Origin of the sequence: Legionella sainthelensi (assembly GCF_900637685.1) — a bacterium.
GTDB classification, from domain to species: domain Bacteria; phylum Pseudomonadota; class Gammaproteobacteria; order Legionellales; family Legionellaceae; genus Legionella; species Legionella sainthelensi.
Window position 1 is genome coordinate 549,500 of the sequence record NZ_LR134388.1, and the last position, 14,840, is coordinate 564,339.

The window sequence follows — 14,840 nt, forward strand, 5'->3', positions numbered from 1 at the left end:
TTTAAGAAAAAATATGATATAATTTTGGGCTTTGTAAATTAGCTGATTTCTGAGGACAATATATGAATGTAGCAGATGTTTATCCTAAAGTTAGGGAAATAGTTGCTGAGGTACTAGTAATTGACGAAGAAGAAATATCTCTTAATAGTCGATTAATAGTAGATCTGGGCGCTGAATCTATTGATTTTCTTGATTTAGTTTTCCAACTGGAAAAAGAGTTTAAAATTAAAATCCCTCGTGGTCAATTGGAAAAAAATGCACGTGGCGAGCTCGCAGAGAGTGAATTTGAAAAGGGTGGAGTCATCACTGCCGAGGGCCTAAAAGCATTACAAAGTTATTTAAGTGAAGTTCCGGCAGAGCAATTCAAGCCTAATATGAAAGTGAATGAAATACCCATGCTCTTTACGATAGAAACATTTTGTAAATTAGTTGTTTCTGCAATTGAAGAGCAACAAACTATTGCAACTGAAGCTTAGTCTCTCAGTTGTTTCTTTATCTTGGTCAATAGGGTTTAATAAATACTAATGAGATTTTTATTCGTTGATCGTATCGTTGAGTCATTTCCTGGTCAGTTGATTCGGGGAATTAAACACATTACCCAAGATGACACATTTCTTACGGTTGATGAACAGGGACGTCCGTGCTTTATCCCTTCTTTAATCGGAGAAACACTAGGTCAATTAGCAGCATGGAATGTGATGCACTGTTTGGAGTTTTCTCATAGGCCTGTTGCTGGCATTGTTGCTAAAGCTGCAATGCACAGAGCCGCATACGTTGGAGAAACCTTATTATTAGAATCATTCATTGAGCGAATTGAAGATTCAGTGATGCAATATCATAGTGTGGCACGCATAGGAAATGAGGTTGTTTTTACTCTTGAGGGTGCGTTAGGTCCTTTATTGCCTATGAATGACTTTATCGATCCCGATGAGGTAAAACAACAATTTGCGGAAATTGATAGACCAGGTGATTGGTCCATAATTAGTTCAAAAAGTACTCCCCTATTGGATAGTGATCTCATGCTTAACGTGGAATTGCCTCTGGTATCCATGGCTTTTGATAGAGTTTGTTCTTTTGAACCCAAAGTCAGTTTAACTGCTGAAAAGCGAATTACACGGGCAGCCCTTTATTTTGCGGATCATTTTCCAAAAAAGCCAGTATTGCCGTTAACGGTTTTATTGGAATGTAAATTAAATTTAGCGCGCGAGTTTGTGGCACGTTCTGGATATGCGTTAAGCTATAGTGTTAGTGAATTTCGCAAAATGAAAATGAATGAATTTGTTCATCCGGGTGATATTCTCGAGTGCTATGTAAACGTCAAAAAACAAACAGATGAAGAATTAATTCTTACTTTTCGTAGTGAAGTTTTAGGGAAACGTGTTTGTGTAGTGGATGTGGTGCTTATTCCTAGAGGTAACTAAAAGTGAAAAAAAGACGAGTAGCAATTACGGGTTTAGGGGCGATTTCACCTATAGGTCTTGATGTTCAATCCACATGGTCCAATTTATTAGCGGGGCAGTCCGGAATTGCTGAAATCAAACAATTTGATGCAAGCGCGTTTCCAACTTATATAGCAGCCGAAGTAAAAAATTTTGTTCTTGATCCCAAGTTGTCTACAAAGCGTACGCGTTTTTCCATGTCCTTTACACAATATGCGCTTGAAGCTGCCCAACAAGCTTTCAATGACGCTGGTATTTTACCCACTGAACAGACAGCATCACGCTGGGGCGTGGTTACAGGTAGTGGCATGATGACCGCTGAATTCGATTATCTGTCGCGATTTCAACAAATGTGTGCTCCAGGCGGTGAAACTAATTGGATGCAGCTGCTTGCAAACACACAAGAATTTTATAAATTATCGGATTTTGGTAAAACTACTCCAAATTCAGGTTTGTCGTTATTGATCCAGCAATTCGGCATCAAAGGTTATGCATCTTCTGTCCATACGGCATGTGCTTCAGGAGGACAGGCTTTAGGATTGGCTATGCAGGTCATTCGTCGCGGTGAGGCTGATTTTATGCTGGCTGGTGGATTTGATTCAATGATTAATCCCTTAGGGTTATCGAGTTTTTGTTTATTGGGTGCTTTATCGACCTATAATAGCACCCCAGAGACTGCAAGCCGGCCTTTTGATGCGACACGTAATGGTTTTGTCCTAGGCGAAGGAGCTGCATTTTTAATTTTAGAAGAATGGAGTAAGGCAAAAGCGCGAGGTGCGTCTATTTATGCTGAATTAGCCGGAGAGGGGAACTCTTTAAGTTCTTATCGAATTACAGACTCACATCCTAATGGAGACGGTGCAATTCAAGCTATCGAACGCGCGCTCCAGGATGCCGGAGTAAAAGCTTCTGATGTGGATTATATCAATGCACATGGTACATCTACTAAAATGAATGACTTAAGCGAAACCAATGCAATTAAAGCAGTATTCAGTGAATGTATTTCAAGTTTGCCAGTTAGCTCTACTAAAAGTCAAACAGGACACTTAATCGCTGCGGCCGGGGCACTTGAAGCAGTCTTAGCTGTTAAGTCTATAGAAAAGGCACAAGTACCTAAAACAGCTAACCTATCCACGCCTGATCCAGAGTGTGATTTGGATTATGTGGTAGATGGACCACGGGAGCGCTCTTTAGGTGTGGTTTTATCTAATTCTTTTGGGTTTGGGGGCTCTAATAGTTGCTTGTTATTTAAGCATCCTGAATTTGAAGGAGCAGGCCAATGAGTCAGAATAACAGAGTATTTATCACGGGACGAAGTGCATTAACTGCATCAGGAGTCACTGCTGATACAACCTGGGATGCAATTATTTCAGGTAAAAGTGGAATTGCAGAAATAACCAATTGGGATCTATCGCAATGGTCCTACCGTTTGGGTGGAGAGCTAAAAGAATTCAATCCTGGAAAAATGTTGCCGGATCGAAAATTAGCTAAAGTGATTTCACGCCAAGACGTGATGGGGATTAACGCTGCAGTGCAGGCTGTAGAGCATAGTCAGATCATCTCTTATCGTGATGGGCTTGAAACTCCCGATCAATTTAATGAGCAAACTGCAGTTTTTGTGGGCTCCCCTGGAAATAAATATTTTCAACAATATGATTTTTTACCTTTGCTGGCAAAGGCTCAAGGGAATATGCAAGATTTTGCAGAACATTTGTTTGAAACAGTACATCCTATGTGGTTATTACGTATATTGCCTAATAATGTTCTTGCATATACAGGCATTACTTATGAATTTAAAGGACCCAATCATAATGTAACCAACCATGCTGTTGGAGGGACACAAGCCTTATTAGAAGCATATCATGCAATACGCAGTGGACAAGCAGAGCGGGCGATAGTGATATCTTATGATATGGCTGTAGAACCTCAATCTTTATTTTATTATGAGCAACTAGGTGTTTTAAGCCACCAACATTTAAAACCTTTCGATGAAGAACATGATGGTACCATTCTAGCCGATGGTGCTGCTGCTTTCGTTTTAGAAAGTGAAGCAAGTGTTCGTATGCGTTCTGCAGTTTGTTATGGTGAGGTTATCGGTGGGTTGTCAACGAGTGAAGCACAAGGATTATTTTCTTTAGATACAAGTGGCCAACAACTGGCGGATTTAATTCAGCATACTCTGGAGTCTGTCGCATTAAATCCGACGGACGTAGGTTTTATTGTTGCTCATGGAAATGGGAATAGCAAATCAGACTATAGTGAATCCCAAGCAATACAAAAAGTTTTTGGTCAGCAACAGCCTGTAACTGGATTTAAATGGTCGACTGGACATACTATATGTGCCTCAGGATTAATTGATGCTGTACTTGCTACTTATGCCCTCGAGTCAAAATGTATCCCCGGCGTGGCTAATTTTCAACGTATTGCACCGAGTTGTGATGGTTTGTCAGTAAGCGCAGATCACCGATCATTACAAAGTCCTTATGTGTTGACTATTAATCGAGGATTTGCAAGTATGAACGCATGTTTGGTGATTAAAGCTTGTGACTGATTTAGAACAAAAAATTAATGAATTGCCGGTGAGTTTACTAGGGCGTTTTGTGTATCAATTTTTACCTTACAAGCGGCAAGTCATTATGGCGAATATCGATCGCGTCTATGGTGATCAATTAGATATAAATCAAAAAAAACGTCTTGCCTTATCTTATTATTCACACCTATTTAAATCCTTTAAAGAAGCAATACAATTGCGTTTTATGTCAGAGGAGACTTTACGAAATCAAGTCGAGGTTCGTGGTCATGAGAAAATGTTGGAAGTTGTAGCGCAAAAAAAAGGAGTTTTAGTTCTTACGGGCCACTTCGGTAATTGGGAGGTAGCTCCTATAGGTGGGGTTTTAAATTTTAAAGAATTTCAAGGACAGTTTCATTTTATCCGAAGAACTTTATCCATTAAGTCTATTGAGCGAAGCTTATTTAAGCAATACTATCAAGTCGGTTTGAATGTGATTCCCAAAAAAATTCTCTAGATAAAGTTTGTGCCGCACTGGAAAAAAATCATGCCGTAATTTTTGTTCTTGATCAACATGCCTCATTAGCCAATAGAGATGGTATCGCAGTAGAGTTTTTTGGTACAAAGGCGGGAACCTACCGGAGTTTAGCAACTTTATCTCGTTATACTGGGGTTCCTGTTGTTCCTGCCGCCGGTTATAGGTTACCGAATGGGAAGCATGTTTTAGAGTTTTATGATCCAATTCCTTGGAAAGATTATGATACAGTCTCAGAGTCTCTTTATTATAATACACTTGCATATAATCAGGCTTTAGAACGTATTATTTTAGCTCACCCTGAGCAATGGAACTGGATGCATAAGCGTTGGAAACTCAAACTTTAGCGCATTAAAAATACCCTCAATTACTTACTTGTCGATGTATGAAATGCAGGAACATGTTCTACTTTAAAACAATCTTCTTCTTCTTTAGGAGGGGTTCCAATTTTAGCTAAAAAACATCCAGCCCATTGCCATGCGTTTTGTGCATATTCTGATGCCTCAGTTGCATACTCGGATAAAACTTTAGTTGTGCTTGCTACAAAATCAGATGTTTGGGCGTTTTTAATCAATTTTGGAATGGTTGTTGCTCCTAATTCAGGCATTTCACAATTTAACTCATCAGATATATGTTGAAGTTGATCTGAATCTTCATTGATTTGTTTCAGTAAAAAACTCACCTCATTATGAGATTTCTCTTTTATAACCAATTCTAATAGGCGCAATTGATTTATGACAAATGGATTTTGATTATCCTTTAACCAGCGATAAAGCGCTTGATTTTCTTCTTTTTTACTAATGACATAATGATATAGCTTATGAAGCTTGTGCCGAGTTTCAAGCTCGTTTTTAGGTAGTGTTTGTAATGAATAAAGATCCAATGCTTTGATGATGTCTTCAAATTTTTCTTGTGTTAAGGGAAGAGCTATTTTATTTAATAAAATTAGAAGCTCATTTTCTGGTGTATCAACAGAGAGCAATTTCTTAATATATTTTTTAGATGATTTTTTAGGGGAGGGCTCAAAAATCAATGATTCTGGAGTAATATATTCAGGTTGATTAGGTTTGAAAAAGCCGGTCCAACCATACGCCCAACATCGTTTTATCCATTTGATTACACTCGAAAAAAAACCTTGCTCTTTAGTAAAGCTTAGTTCCAGCTTTGCCTCCATAAATGCTTTTTGAGAAATTTGAATAATTTCCGGAGTTTTTTCTGAATGGAGATTTTTTAGGGCTAAGGTACACAAATCGATTACCCTTTGATAGTTTTCTTTACCTCCACGAAGACCAAAATAGCGAATAATTCTTTTGGCATCAAATAAAAATAATTGATAACTAATTTGTTCATCAAAGAATGATGGATGATTTAAAAAAGTTGTAAAGATGGCCTCTTTAACTGTTGGGTCCAGTTCAGGACGAGTCAACATAAAACCCAGATGATGTATTGCTTGCGAACGACTTTTAAAATTATCGGAGTGTTCATAAGACTCCATATAATCACTGAGTAGTTTTCTGATGGATTCAGAGTTTCCCTGATAATGTATTAAAAAATACTCAAAACAATTAATGGATTTGTTATATTTGATTAGGCCATTTACAAATGAACTTTCATTAAGGGCTCCAAGCTGTTTCTGTTGTTCTTTAAAAAATTCAGGAATCACTGGGTTTAAATTAACATTTTGGATCATTCGTTGCAGATTAAGCTGATTATTTTGGTAAAATAAGGCAATATTTCCTTCTTGAGCATTATTTTTTAAATAGCGATTTGTTAAGAACGCACTTTTATTGGCCAACTCTTTGAAAGCAAGTTTATCATTCAAGAAAAAAAGTAATTCAATTGCAGGAGTTGAAAATGAATGATTTTTTTCTAATAATTTCTTAGTTAATTGATTAATATAAGTGGCGAGTGTTTTATTATAATGGCCATTAAGATAGAGCCTAATAGCTAAAATCAAATGTGACTCTTTATTTGCATGCTCTAAAAATCTTTGCGGTATGTAATGAAATAATTCAAAATGTTCAATAATATTCACAATAATTGCTTCTTTTTGATTCGATTCTATTTTGCTTAATTCATCAATAATATTTGTCCCCGCCAATTTCATTAAATGAGCTAACAAATAATGGGCATTAGGCATGAGTGCAAAATGGTTCATCCAGTACACTATAAGTTCATGTTTCGGATATCTTCCAATTAAAGCTTCTGTTTGTTCTCGAGTCAGGTGATGAAAATGAGGAACAGAACAAAGAATACTTACGGCAGCTTCGGGCTCTAATTCGCTAATCATCGCGTTTGTAAGTACGTGTAAATCGAGTTGATGTATTAGTGCATTAAGACGAGAGGGGGTATGATTATCGCGAATGGTTAATCGCTGTAACAAAGAAGAACCCTTTAAAGAATTCAAATACTCTTTTTGACTTAACAGATATATTATTAATAAGGATTTTACCTGTGAGTTTTTGACAATTTGAATTGAGTCAAGAATTTCTTGGAATGTCAAATTTCCTTCTTTGAGTGTTGTTAAAAATTGTGCTTGGGTTGCGGTATTTTTATTAATTGCAGTTAAATAATCTGGATTTCCCATAGCCGCTTTGAATAAATCAAAACTTTGTATTTTGCTTCCTGTCATAGCCCTCTCCTATAAGGCTCACATCGGCTTCCAAGTTGAAAGATACGAATTGAGCCTTCATCCAGCATAACTCTTTGTAAAAAAAATTCAATACTTGTGTTAATTTTGCATCGACATAGGATAAATTTTTTGTCTTGTATGGAATGGTTTTGTCGTTATTGGTAAATTGATACGAAATGGCTTATGTATTCTGGATAAAGTGTTACTGAGACTAACCAGCAAGAGACAGATCGTTTAAAATAATCTGCCTTCGTAAACAAAAACAGCAGGGCCTGTTAAGCTGATTGGCTTATTAAACTCAGGCCAATCAATGAGTAAATCACCACCAGGTAAAGTTACTTTTATTTGCTTATCCAGCTTGTAATACAAACATCCTACTGCTGCAGCAGCAACAGCACCACTGCCACATGCTTGAGTTTCACCACAACCCCGCTCAAAAACCCGTAACTTAATATGTTGCGGATTTAAAATTTGCATAAATCCTACATTTGCTTGTTCGGGAAAACACCGGTGAAGACTAATTTGTTTGCCTAAAGTAAGCACAGGAGCTTTTTGTATATCTGGAACTAATATAACCGCATGCGGATTACCAACACTGAGAGCATGTAGCAATAGTTTTTCATTGTTTGAAAGCTCTAAAACGTATTGTTCAGATGGTTCTGCATTCAGGAGTGGAATGTCTTTTGGTGCTAATTTTGGAATGCCCATATCCACCCGCACACTTTGATCCGCATTAATATATAAATTCATTTTTGTGGTTTTAGTGGCAACAGTTAAATGATTTTTATTTGTTAAGCCATAGTATTTGACAAATAAGGCAAGACATCGTGCTCCATTTCCACATTGCCCTACTTCCTGACCATCGGCATTAAAAATTCGATAATTAAAGTCAATTCCTTTTTGCTGACTGGATTCAATAAGCAAGCATTGATCAAAACCAATACCCGTATTCCGCTGAGCCATCATTGCAATTTGTTGAGGATTAAGGTCTATATTTTGATTAATGCCATCAATCACTATGAAATCATTGCCTAGTCCATGCATTTTGGTAAATCTAATAGTCATCATTTTTCCTATTGAATATTACTTACTTGAGGCATTTCTTGTTGGCTCCGGCAAATAAAGTGGTCCTTTTTGTCCACAACCAGATATGATTAAGGTGATGCCAACTATCAATACAAAGTGTAGTCGTTTCATTAAAAAGTGTCATTAATTGCGAGTAGAGGTTATTTACCACTTATTAAAGTAAAAGTGCAAGTAATAAATGATAAGGATTGATGTTATTTTGTTCATCCATGACACACATTTTACTGCACTGCCTTTTTTACTCAGAGTATTTAAAGAGTATAACTTGCACTGTGCTTATGCATTAGCGATAATTTCTTTTTTTATGTCAGGGGATTGGTTTTGAATGAGTTGATAAATGAGTCTGAGGAGAACGCTCAAGCATGTGTTATTTGGATGCATGGATTAGGCGCTGATGCTTCCGATATGATGGGTTTAGTAGATCAATTAACAGTTACTGATATAGTGTTACGCCATATATTTATCAATGCGCCTCAGCGTCCGGTTACGCTAAATGGTGGAATGGTTATGCCCGCATGGTATGATATTAGGGGTATGAAATTAATTGATAGGGAAGATAAAGAAGGCATTGAGCAGTCTGAATTGTTAATCCGTAAGGTTATCGATGAACAATTAAATGCAGGGTTTTCATATAATCAGATTTTTTTAGCGGGTTTTTCGCAAGGAGGGGCTATGGCGTTACATACAGCTCTTCATACTCCAGCTCAATTAGCCGGAGTAATTGCTTTGTCTGCCTATTTGCCTTTAGCCGAACATAATAGGCCAAAACTGGATAAAAGCACGCCTTTTTTTATAGGCTCTGGCCAATATGATCCTCTCGTCTTGCCGCAATGGACTGAGTTAAGTAAAGACTGGCTATTGGATAAAGGGTATAAAAATATTTCCGATTATAAATATCTTATGGAACACTCTGTGTGTTTCGAAGAAATTAAAGATCTGAGCTTTTGGTTAAAACAAGTGGCGGGAGAAGCATAATGCCCATAGTGAAAAAATCACGTACTGTTAACTATACTTGTGAGCAAATGTTTGCTTTGGTAAATGAAGTAGAGCGTTATGCTGAATTTTTACCTTATTGTTCAGAAAGCTTAGTGCATCATCGTGATGAAGATGAGGTCCAGGCAACTTTAGTGATTGGTGCCGCTGGGATGAGCAAATCATTTACTACACGTAACCGGCTCCAAATTAATAAAATGATAGAAATTCGTCTTGTTGATGGCCCTTTCAGTCATTTAGAAGGTTTTTGGCGTTTTGATGAAGTAGACGAAGGTTGTAAAGTTTCTTTTGATCTGGAGTTTGAATTCGCGGGGCGAATGTTTTCCATGCTTCTTGGGCCAGTATTTGAGCAAGTAACTGATAAAATGGTAGATTCTTTCTGTGAACGAGCAAAAACAATTTATGATAAAAGTTGAGGTGGTTTATGTGCCTGTAACAAAGGCTGTTGTACATAGGGCACTTGATCTCAAACCAGGAGCAACTGTTTCTGATGCGCTGCATGCATCAGAAATATACGAAATTCATCCTGAAACACGCGGTTACTCTGTGGGCATTTTTTCAAAACAGGTTTCTTTAGCGCATGTGCTTAAAGAAGGAGATAGGATAGAAATATACAGACCGTTGATTTTGGATCCTAAAGAAAGCCGACGGAAAAAAGCGAATGTTCTCTCAGAAAAAAACAAAATTTAATCCTTGGATACAATGGTGCTAAATCTTTAATGAAAGCAGGGAATTAAGTTAAAGGTTATGCCCCACTTCCAGCAGTATTAAAATGATATTCACTATCTGCTTAGGTAATCACGAACATTAAAGGAAAACTGATTCCTATTCCTCCGGAGCTGAAATTAGGCAAAACTGTAATCCGGGAATGAGGCAAAAAGCAACTCCCGGATTACGAGTAGGTTTAATCCGGGCTGTACGCACTTAAGTTAGTGCTGTTATCTGTTTGGGAGATATGCTTGCCTCTTGGTGAAAGGTTAGAGCTTCACACAAGATGTGCCCAATGCAGCCTTTCGGTGCATGAGGCATGAAGCTTGCATCATTTATTCCTGATTGATGTCTGGGTGTGCCAGTGCTATACCTACGCCTGCGTTGAGTTTGTCTTGCTCTACACGAGCCAGTCGATCATTATGGAAATATAAGCTTACAGTGGACATAGTAATCGGTCCATGTCCCCTACGCCAAGTATATGCATAATCCCAGCGATCGTGATTAAATACAGGACTTAATAAGCTTGTTCCCAATAATATAGCTACTTCATTTTTGCTCATTCCAATTTTTAAACGATCGAGAGTTGCTTTTGGTAATAGGGTTCCTTGTTGTACTACACGTCGAGAAAGGTCAAACGAGGTACATTGGGTTAGGGTTAAAGTACATACAATTCCAAGTAGAAAAATTATTATTCTCATTTTTTTGCCTATCATGAAAAATTTCGCCATAATAACACGTCATTTAATGAAACACACCTGCAATAGCGAAGACAACTTCACTGCACTGAGGAGCACTAATGGAAGAAAGTAAACAGCTAAAAGATGCTGGATTAAAAATTACTTTACCACGTTTAAAAGTATTACAAATCTTAGAGCAATCTCCCAATCATCATTTAAGTGCAGAAGGAGTTTATAAAGCATTGCTAGAGACAGGAGAGGATGTTGGGCTTGCCACAGTTTATCGTGTATTAACGCAATTTGAAGCTGCAGGATTAGTTACTCGTCATAATTTTGAAGGGGGGCATTCAGTATTTGAATTGAGTCAAGGCGAACATCATGACCATTTGGTATGTATTAAATGTGGTTGTGTAGAAGAGTTTGTCGATGAAATCATCGAGCAAAGGCAGAAAACTATCGCGGATAGAGCCCATTTTCAGATGACCGATCATGCGTTAAATATTTATGGAATATGCCCTAAGTGCCAATAACTAGGCTAATGTACATTCGCAATGTTATATAGCACTGACTACAAAGTTCTTTACATCGTTGCAAACTCGCTCGACTGCCGCCAGGCACTTGAGTAATCTCTTTATCACCACTTTTTATAGCGCTTGGTGGATGAAACTATCTTTCTTTTTTTCCGAGTAGAAAAAAAGTTTTAAGAGTGCCAATCCCTTTCATCTCTATAGTTCCTCTGGGTTCCATAATGAACTCATCTTCAAGCATAAACGCCATTTTTTCAGAAATATGAATTTTATTAGGAAGGGACGTTTCTTCCAATCGGCTTGCTAAATTGACTACATTACCCCATATGTCATAAACAAATTTTTTATGGCCAATAACACCTGCAATCACAGTACCATAAGTAATGCCAATGCGAAATTCGAGTTGCATCTTATTTTCTTGATTAAAGGTCAGCATTCTTTCCAGAATCGCTAGGGCATAGTTTGCTATATTGATTGCATGCCTGGTCGTTTGTTCTGGAACGCCTGATACAGCCATATAGTTATCACCTATAGTTTTTACCTTTTCAACATGATATTTTTCAGTGAGGTTATCAAATTCTGCAAATAGGCGATTTAAGATATTTACAGTTTTTTTTGCCCCTAATTGTTCTGTTAGCTGAGTAAAATTGATAATGTCTGCAAACATGACACTGGCTTGAGAAAACTCATCCGCAATATCTACCTCTCCCATTTTCAAGCGTGACGCAATGGGTTCTGGCAAAATATTTAAGAGTAATAAATCATTTTCATCATTAACTCTGGAAATAGATTTGAGTGCATGAATGATAAAGAAGACCATGAGGATTGTTGATAAAAATGTAAAGATAAGTGTTAGAATAATAATTCTTGACATTTTTTTATCAATTTTTTCATTGGTTAGTAAGGTCCGATGCTCAACATGAGCAAAAAAAGCCTGGAGCGGCCTCATGATACCTAATTTGGCTTGTGCATATTCATCGCTAAAGACCAGGTTTTGGGCGAGTTTGGGATTGGGTTTGCCAACTATGGTATAATTGCCATCCTTATCTTGATATTTTCCCTCTACCATATTCATTGCTTTAATCTCTAACTTTACCAGCTCATTACTCCGATGCTCAACTTCAGTGAGCATAGCAAATTCTTTCAGCGTAAAATTATGCTCTAGCATCATCGCAGTTATAGATTTTTTTCGCCATAAGGTTGAGGGCGTTTGTTACCAATAACTAAATCCCAATAAATCTCATCATAATTTAATGGTCTAGGAGATTTTCCCTCTCTTATGGATATAATTTCATTATAATAATCACGGTACTTCTTCTCGCCCGTCATCACATACAGTCTCACCATATCGGTTAAGTCATCGGAGCTTTGACGAAGGCCATCAGCAATTAGATAGGATTGATAACGTTCATCGGTGTCAAGAGCTTCTTGTACCGCTATATGTTTTAGTGCAAATAAACTTATTATGAGACCCAAAAGTGAGAGAGTCAGAAAAAAGAAGAAATACTTTAAAAGATAAGTATTTTTAAGATTGAGCTTGGTTATTGGCATTTGGCGCTAAAGTTTTATCAACTTACGTTGAAGAATAGCTTATTTATATTAATTGGGCTATTTCTAATAACTGATTTTAAATGCTATTCTAAAATAAGAAGAGTATTTATTAAAATAGAAATATATTCATCAAGGAATTTTTAGAACTCAGACTCGAGTTTTAACTTACTCAGGGATTTATTCATGAAACTATTATTCTTAGGAGCTGGTAGTGGTTTAGGAACGGATTCTAAAAATTTTCAATCAAATATGCTTCTTCTCACGGATAAAGGTAAGAAACTATTAATAGATTGTGGCACTGACATTCGCTTTTCATTAGCGCGTGCTCGTTATATTTCTCATGATATTGATGCAGTTTACATTAGCCATTTGCATGCCGATCACATTGGCGGGATAGAGTGGCTTGCATTTCAGCGTAAGTTCGCGGTGGAGAGTGAGCCTCCTCAGCTCATTATACATGAACATTTAGTTGATCTATTATGGAGTCACTCCCTCAGCGGTGGGTTAAAAACACTGAATGAAAAAGAAGCTACCTTGAATGATTATTTTAGGGTCACTACTGTAAATGATGGTCAAGTTTTTCAATGGGAAGGATTGCATTTTAATTTAATTAAAACAGTTCATATTCATTCTAATAGAAAATTAATGCCAAGTTATGGTTTATATATAAAGTATCAGGATAAAAATTTTTTATCACTACTGATACACAATTTACCCCTGAGCGGTTTGAAAAATATTATCAAGAAGCAACATTAATTTTTCACGATTGCGAAACACTAGAGGTGCCAAGTGGAGTGCATGCTCATTTTAGCCAATTAGATACCCTTGCACCTGAGATTAAAGCGAAGCTTTGGTTATATCATTACAACGATGGTAAATTACCTGATGCTCAATTCCATGGTTTTCTTGGTTTTGTTCAATGTGGTCAGATAATCGAACTTAAATAAATAATTGACTATAATTTAATCATTCCCCAACGCTGTTATTCATATCCTATGAAACAAAAAATCCAAAATGAAATAGGAGTAGAGAGTTTTTTTGTATTATTGAAGGGAACCTTAATCTCTATTCCTTTTAATATTATTGGTGCGGGCTTACTTGGTCTTGACTTTTTTACCACCAGGTGCCTCATAGCTTAGTATTTACTTGGTTTGGGACGATTTTTTTCTCAGCATCATTCGGTTGATTTTTAATCAAAAAATTATTGCAAAAAAATACTATCAGACTCATTTTGAGCTAACGCTTTTTCTTTTTCTCATCTTTATTTTTTTTACTGGTTTAGCTTGGGGCGCGGCATTTTTTATCTTTTTACCCATTACAAATAGTGCACAACAAGCTATTCTTGTTCTTGTGCTAGGAGGTATGTCAGCTGGTGGAATCGCTGTATTAGCAATTTATCTTGTTGCTTTTTATGCGTATGTATTGCCTATGTTTGTACCTATCATTATTTATGACTTTTATTCGTTGAACCCAGATCAGGTCTTTACTGGAGTTTTGTATTCCATGTTTTTGATATTGATCTGTATGACAGCAAGATTAAATTCTCGCTTGCTCTACACTACGCTCAAATTAGATAGAGAAAAAGATATGTTAATTAGAGAGTTAAAGAGTTCTAACCTTAAGCTTGAAAAATCTATTGATGAGGCTAGAACCCTGTCAATCACTGATTCGTTGACGGGTTTATATAATAGACGTTATTTTGATATGATTTTTTATAATGAATTAAAAAAAGCACAACGTAACCGATACGCTATAAATTTAGTCCTTATTGATATCGATAATTTTAAATACATTAATGATACTTTTGGCCATCCTTCAGGAGATGATTTTTTAGTTTATGTCGCAAGTTCACTCAGAGAATCTGCAAAACGCGCTAATGATATTATTTTCCGCCTAGGCGGTGATGAGTTTGCCTTAATATTATCCAATATGTTGCTTTCTGATGTCATGCATTTTTGCGGTGCTTTACAAAATAGATTTGAAAATCACAACCAACATAAAAATGTTACTTTGAGTATGGGGGTGATCTGTATTTCTTCAGTTCAGTCGTTGGATCTTCAAACAGTGATTACAACTGCAGATCGTACGTTATATCAAGCTAAAAAAAATGGAAAAAACAAAATTATTGCGAAAGTAATTAATTGATGATTTTTATTTCATTTTATTCTTAAAATTTGATC

General features: G+C 36.7%; 15 protein-coding genes and 2 pseudogenes. 11 read left to right on the forward strand and 6 right to left on the reverse strand.

Annotated features, from left to right (window positions below; translation table 11 throughout):
- Positions 1-62: 62 nt before the first annotated feature.
- From EL220_RS02460 to EL220_RS02480, 5 genes and pseudogenes are all read left to right on the forward strand, one after another.
- Positions 63-476: an acyl carrier protein gene (locus tag EL220_RS02460; protein WP_027272091.1), complete on the forward strand. Its 414-nt coding sequence runs from the start codon at positions 63-65 to the stop codon at positions 474-476.
- A gap of 48 nt (positions 477-524) precedes the next feature.
- Positions 525-1,421, forward strand: coding sequence for a hotdog family protein (locus EL220_RS02465; protein ID WP_027272092.1), 897 nt, complete (start codon positions 525-527; stop codon positions 1,419-1,421).
- A 2-nt stretch (positions 1,422-1,423) separates the two neighbouring features.
- Complete coding sequence (locus EL220_RS02470) at positions 1,424-2,722, forward strand: beta-ketoacyl-[acyl-carrier-protein] synthase family protein (RefSeq protein WP_027272093.1); 1,299 nt, start codon at positions 1,424-1,426, stop codon at positions 2,720-2,722.
- Complete coding sequence (locus EL220_RS02475) at positions 2,719-3,990, forward strand: beta-ketoacyl-[acyl-carrier-protein] synthase family protein (protein ID WP_027272094.1); 1,272 nt, start codon at positions 2,719-2,721, stop codon at positions 3,988-3,990. The genes EL220_RS02470 and EL220_RS02475 overlap by 4 nt, the downstream gene beginning before the upstream one ends.
- Positions 3,983-4,830 (forward strand): annotated as a pseudogene (locus tag EL220_RS02480) (lysophospholipid acyltransferase family protein). Before EL220_RS02475 ends, EL220_RS02480 begins: the two are co-directional and overlap by 8 nt.
- A gap of 20 nt (positions 4,831-4,850) precedes the next feature.
- Here EL220_RS02480 and EL220_RS02485 read toward each other — a convergent pair.
- From EL220_RS02485 to lptM, 3 genes are all read right to left on the reverse strand, one after another.
- Positions 4,851-7,115: a hypothetical protein gene (locus EL220_RS02485; RefSeq protein ID WP_027272096.1), complete on the reverse strand. Its 2,265-nt coding sequence runs from the start codon at positions 7,113-7,115 to the stop codon at positions 4,851-4,853.
- Between the two features lie 234 nt (positions 7,116-7,349).
- On the reverse strand, positions 7,350-8,180 hold the full coding sequence (dapF, locus tag EL220_RS02490) for a diaminopimelate epimerase (RefSeq protein ID WP_027272097.1): 831 nt from the start codon (positions 8,178-8,180) through the stop codon (positions 7,350-7,352).
- A gap of 18 nt (positions 8,181-8,198) precedes the next feature.
- Entirely contained in the window at positions 8,199-8,312 is a 114-nt protein-coding gene (gene lptM / locus EL220_RS02495; RefSeq protein WP_081779091.1) for an LPS translocon maturation chaperone LptM, read from the reverse strand.
- 264 nt (positions 8,313-8,576) lie between these two features.
- Here lptM and EL220_RS02500 point away from each other — a divergent pair, with 264 nt between their 5' ends.
- Genes EL220_RS02500 through EL220_RS02510 form a run of 3 tightly spaced genes read left to right on the forward strand, consistent with a single transcriptional unit; the run spans position 8,577 to position 9,884 of the window.
- Positions 8,577-9,176, forward strand: a complete 600-nt coding sequence (locus EL220_RS02500) for an alpha/beta hydrolase (protein WP_051544778.1) — start codon at positions 8,577-8,579, stop codon at positions 9,174-9,176.
- Entirely contained in the window at positions 9,176-9,610 is a 435-nt protein-coding gene (locus EL220_RS02505) for a type II toxin-antitoxin system RatA family toxin (protein WP_027272099.1), read from the forward strand. The genes EL220_RS02500 and EL220_RS02505 overlap by 1 nt, the downstream gene beginning before the upstream one ends.
- A complete protein-coding gene (locus tag EL220_RS02510) occupies positions 9,597-9,884 on the forward strand; it encodes an RnfH family protein (protein WP_027272100.1) in 288 nt (95 codons plus the stop codon). Before EL220_RS02505 ends, EL220_RS02510 begins: the two co-directional genes overlap by 14 nt.
- A gap of 353 nt (positions 9,885-10,237) precedes the next feature.
- Here the strand turns inward: EL220_RS02510 and EL220_RS02515 are convergent, their stop codons facing one another.
- Positions 10,238-10,603 carry an outer membrane protein assembly factor BamE gene (locus EL220_RS02515; protein WP_414092925.1) on the reverse strand — a complete coding sequence of 122 codons (366 nt, stop codon included), beginning with the start codon at positions 10,601-10,603 and terminating at the stop codon, positions 10,238-10,240.
- 98 nt (positions 10,604-10,701) lie between these two features.
- Here EL220_RS02515 and fur point away from each other — a divergent pair, with 98 nt between their 5' ends.
- Entirely contained in the window at positions 10,702-11,112 is a 411-nt protein-coding gene (gene fur, locus EL220_RS02520; RefSeq protein WP_027272102.1) for a ferric iron uptake transcriptional regulator, read from the forward strand.
- Between the two features lie 136 nt (positions 11,113-11,248).
- Here the strand turns inward: fur and EL220_RS02525 are convergent, their stop codons facing one another.
- Complete coding sequence (locus tag EL220_RS02525; RefSeq protein ID WP_232002581.1) at positions 11,249-12,241, reverse strand: adenylate/guanylate cyclase domain-containing protein; 993 nt, start codon at positions 12,239-12,241, stop codon at positions 11,249-11,251.
- Between the two features lie 44 nt (positions 12,242-12,285).
- Positions 12,286-12,660 (reverse strand): hypothetical protein, encoded by a 375-nt coding sequence (locus EL220_RS18485; protein ID WP_232002582.1) that lies wholly within the window; start codon positions 12,658-12,660, stop codon positions 12,286-12,288.
- A gap of 183 nt (positions 12,661-12,843) precedes the next feature.
- Between EL220_RS18485 and EL220_RS02530 the strand changes: the two are divergent.
- A pseudogene (locus EL220_RS02530) lies at positions 12,844-13,607 on the forward strand (MBL fold metallo-hydrolase).
- A gap of 235 nt (positions 13,608-13,842) precedes the next feature.
- Positions 13,843-14,805, forward strand: coding sequence for a GGDEF domain-containing protein (locus EL220_RS18315; RefSeq protein ID WP_232002583.1), 963 nt, complete (start codon positions 13,843-13,845; stop codon positions 14,803-14,805).
- Positions 14,806-14,840: the final 35 nt, after the last annotated feature.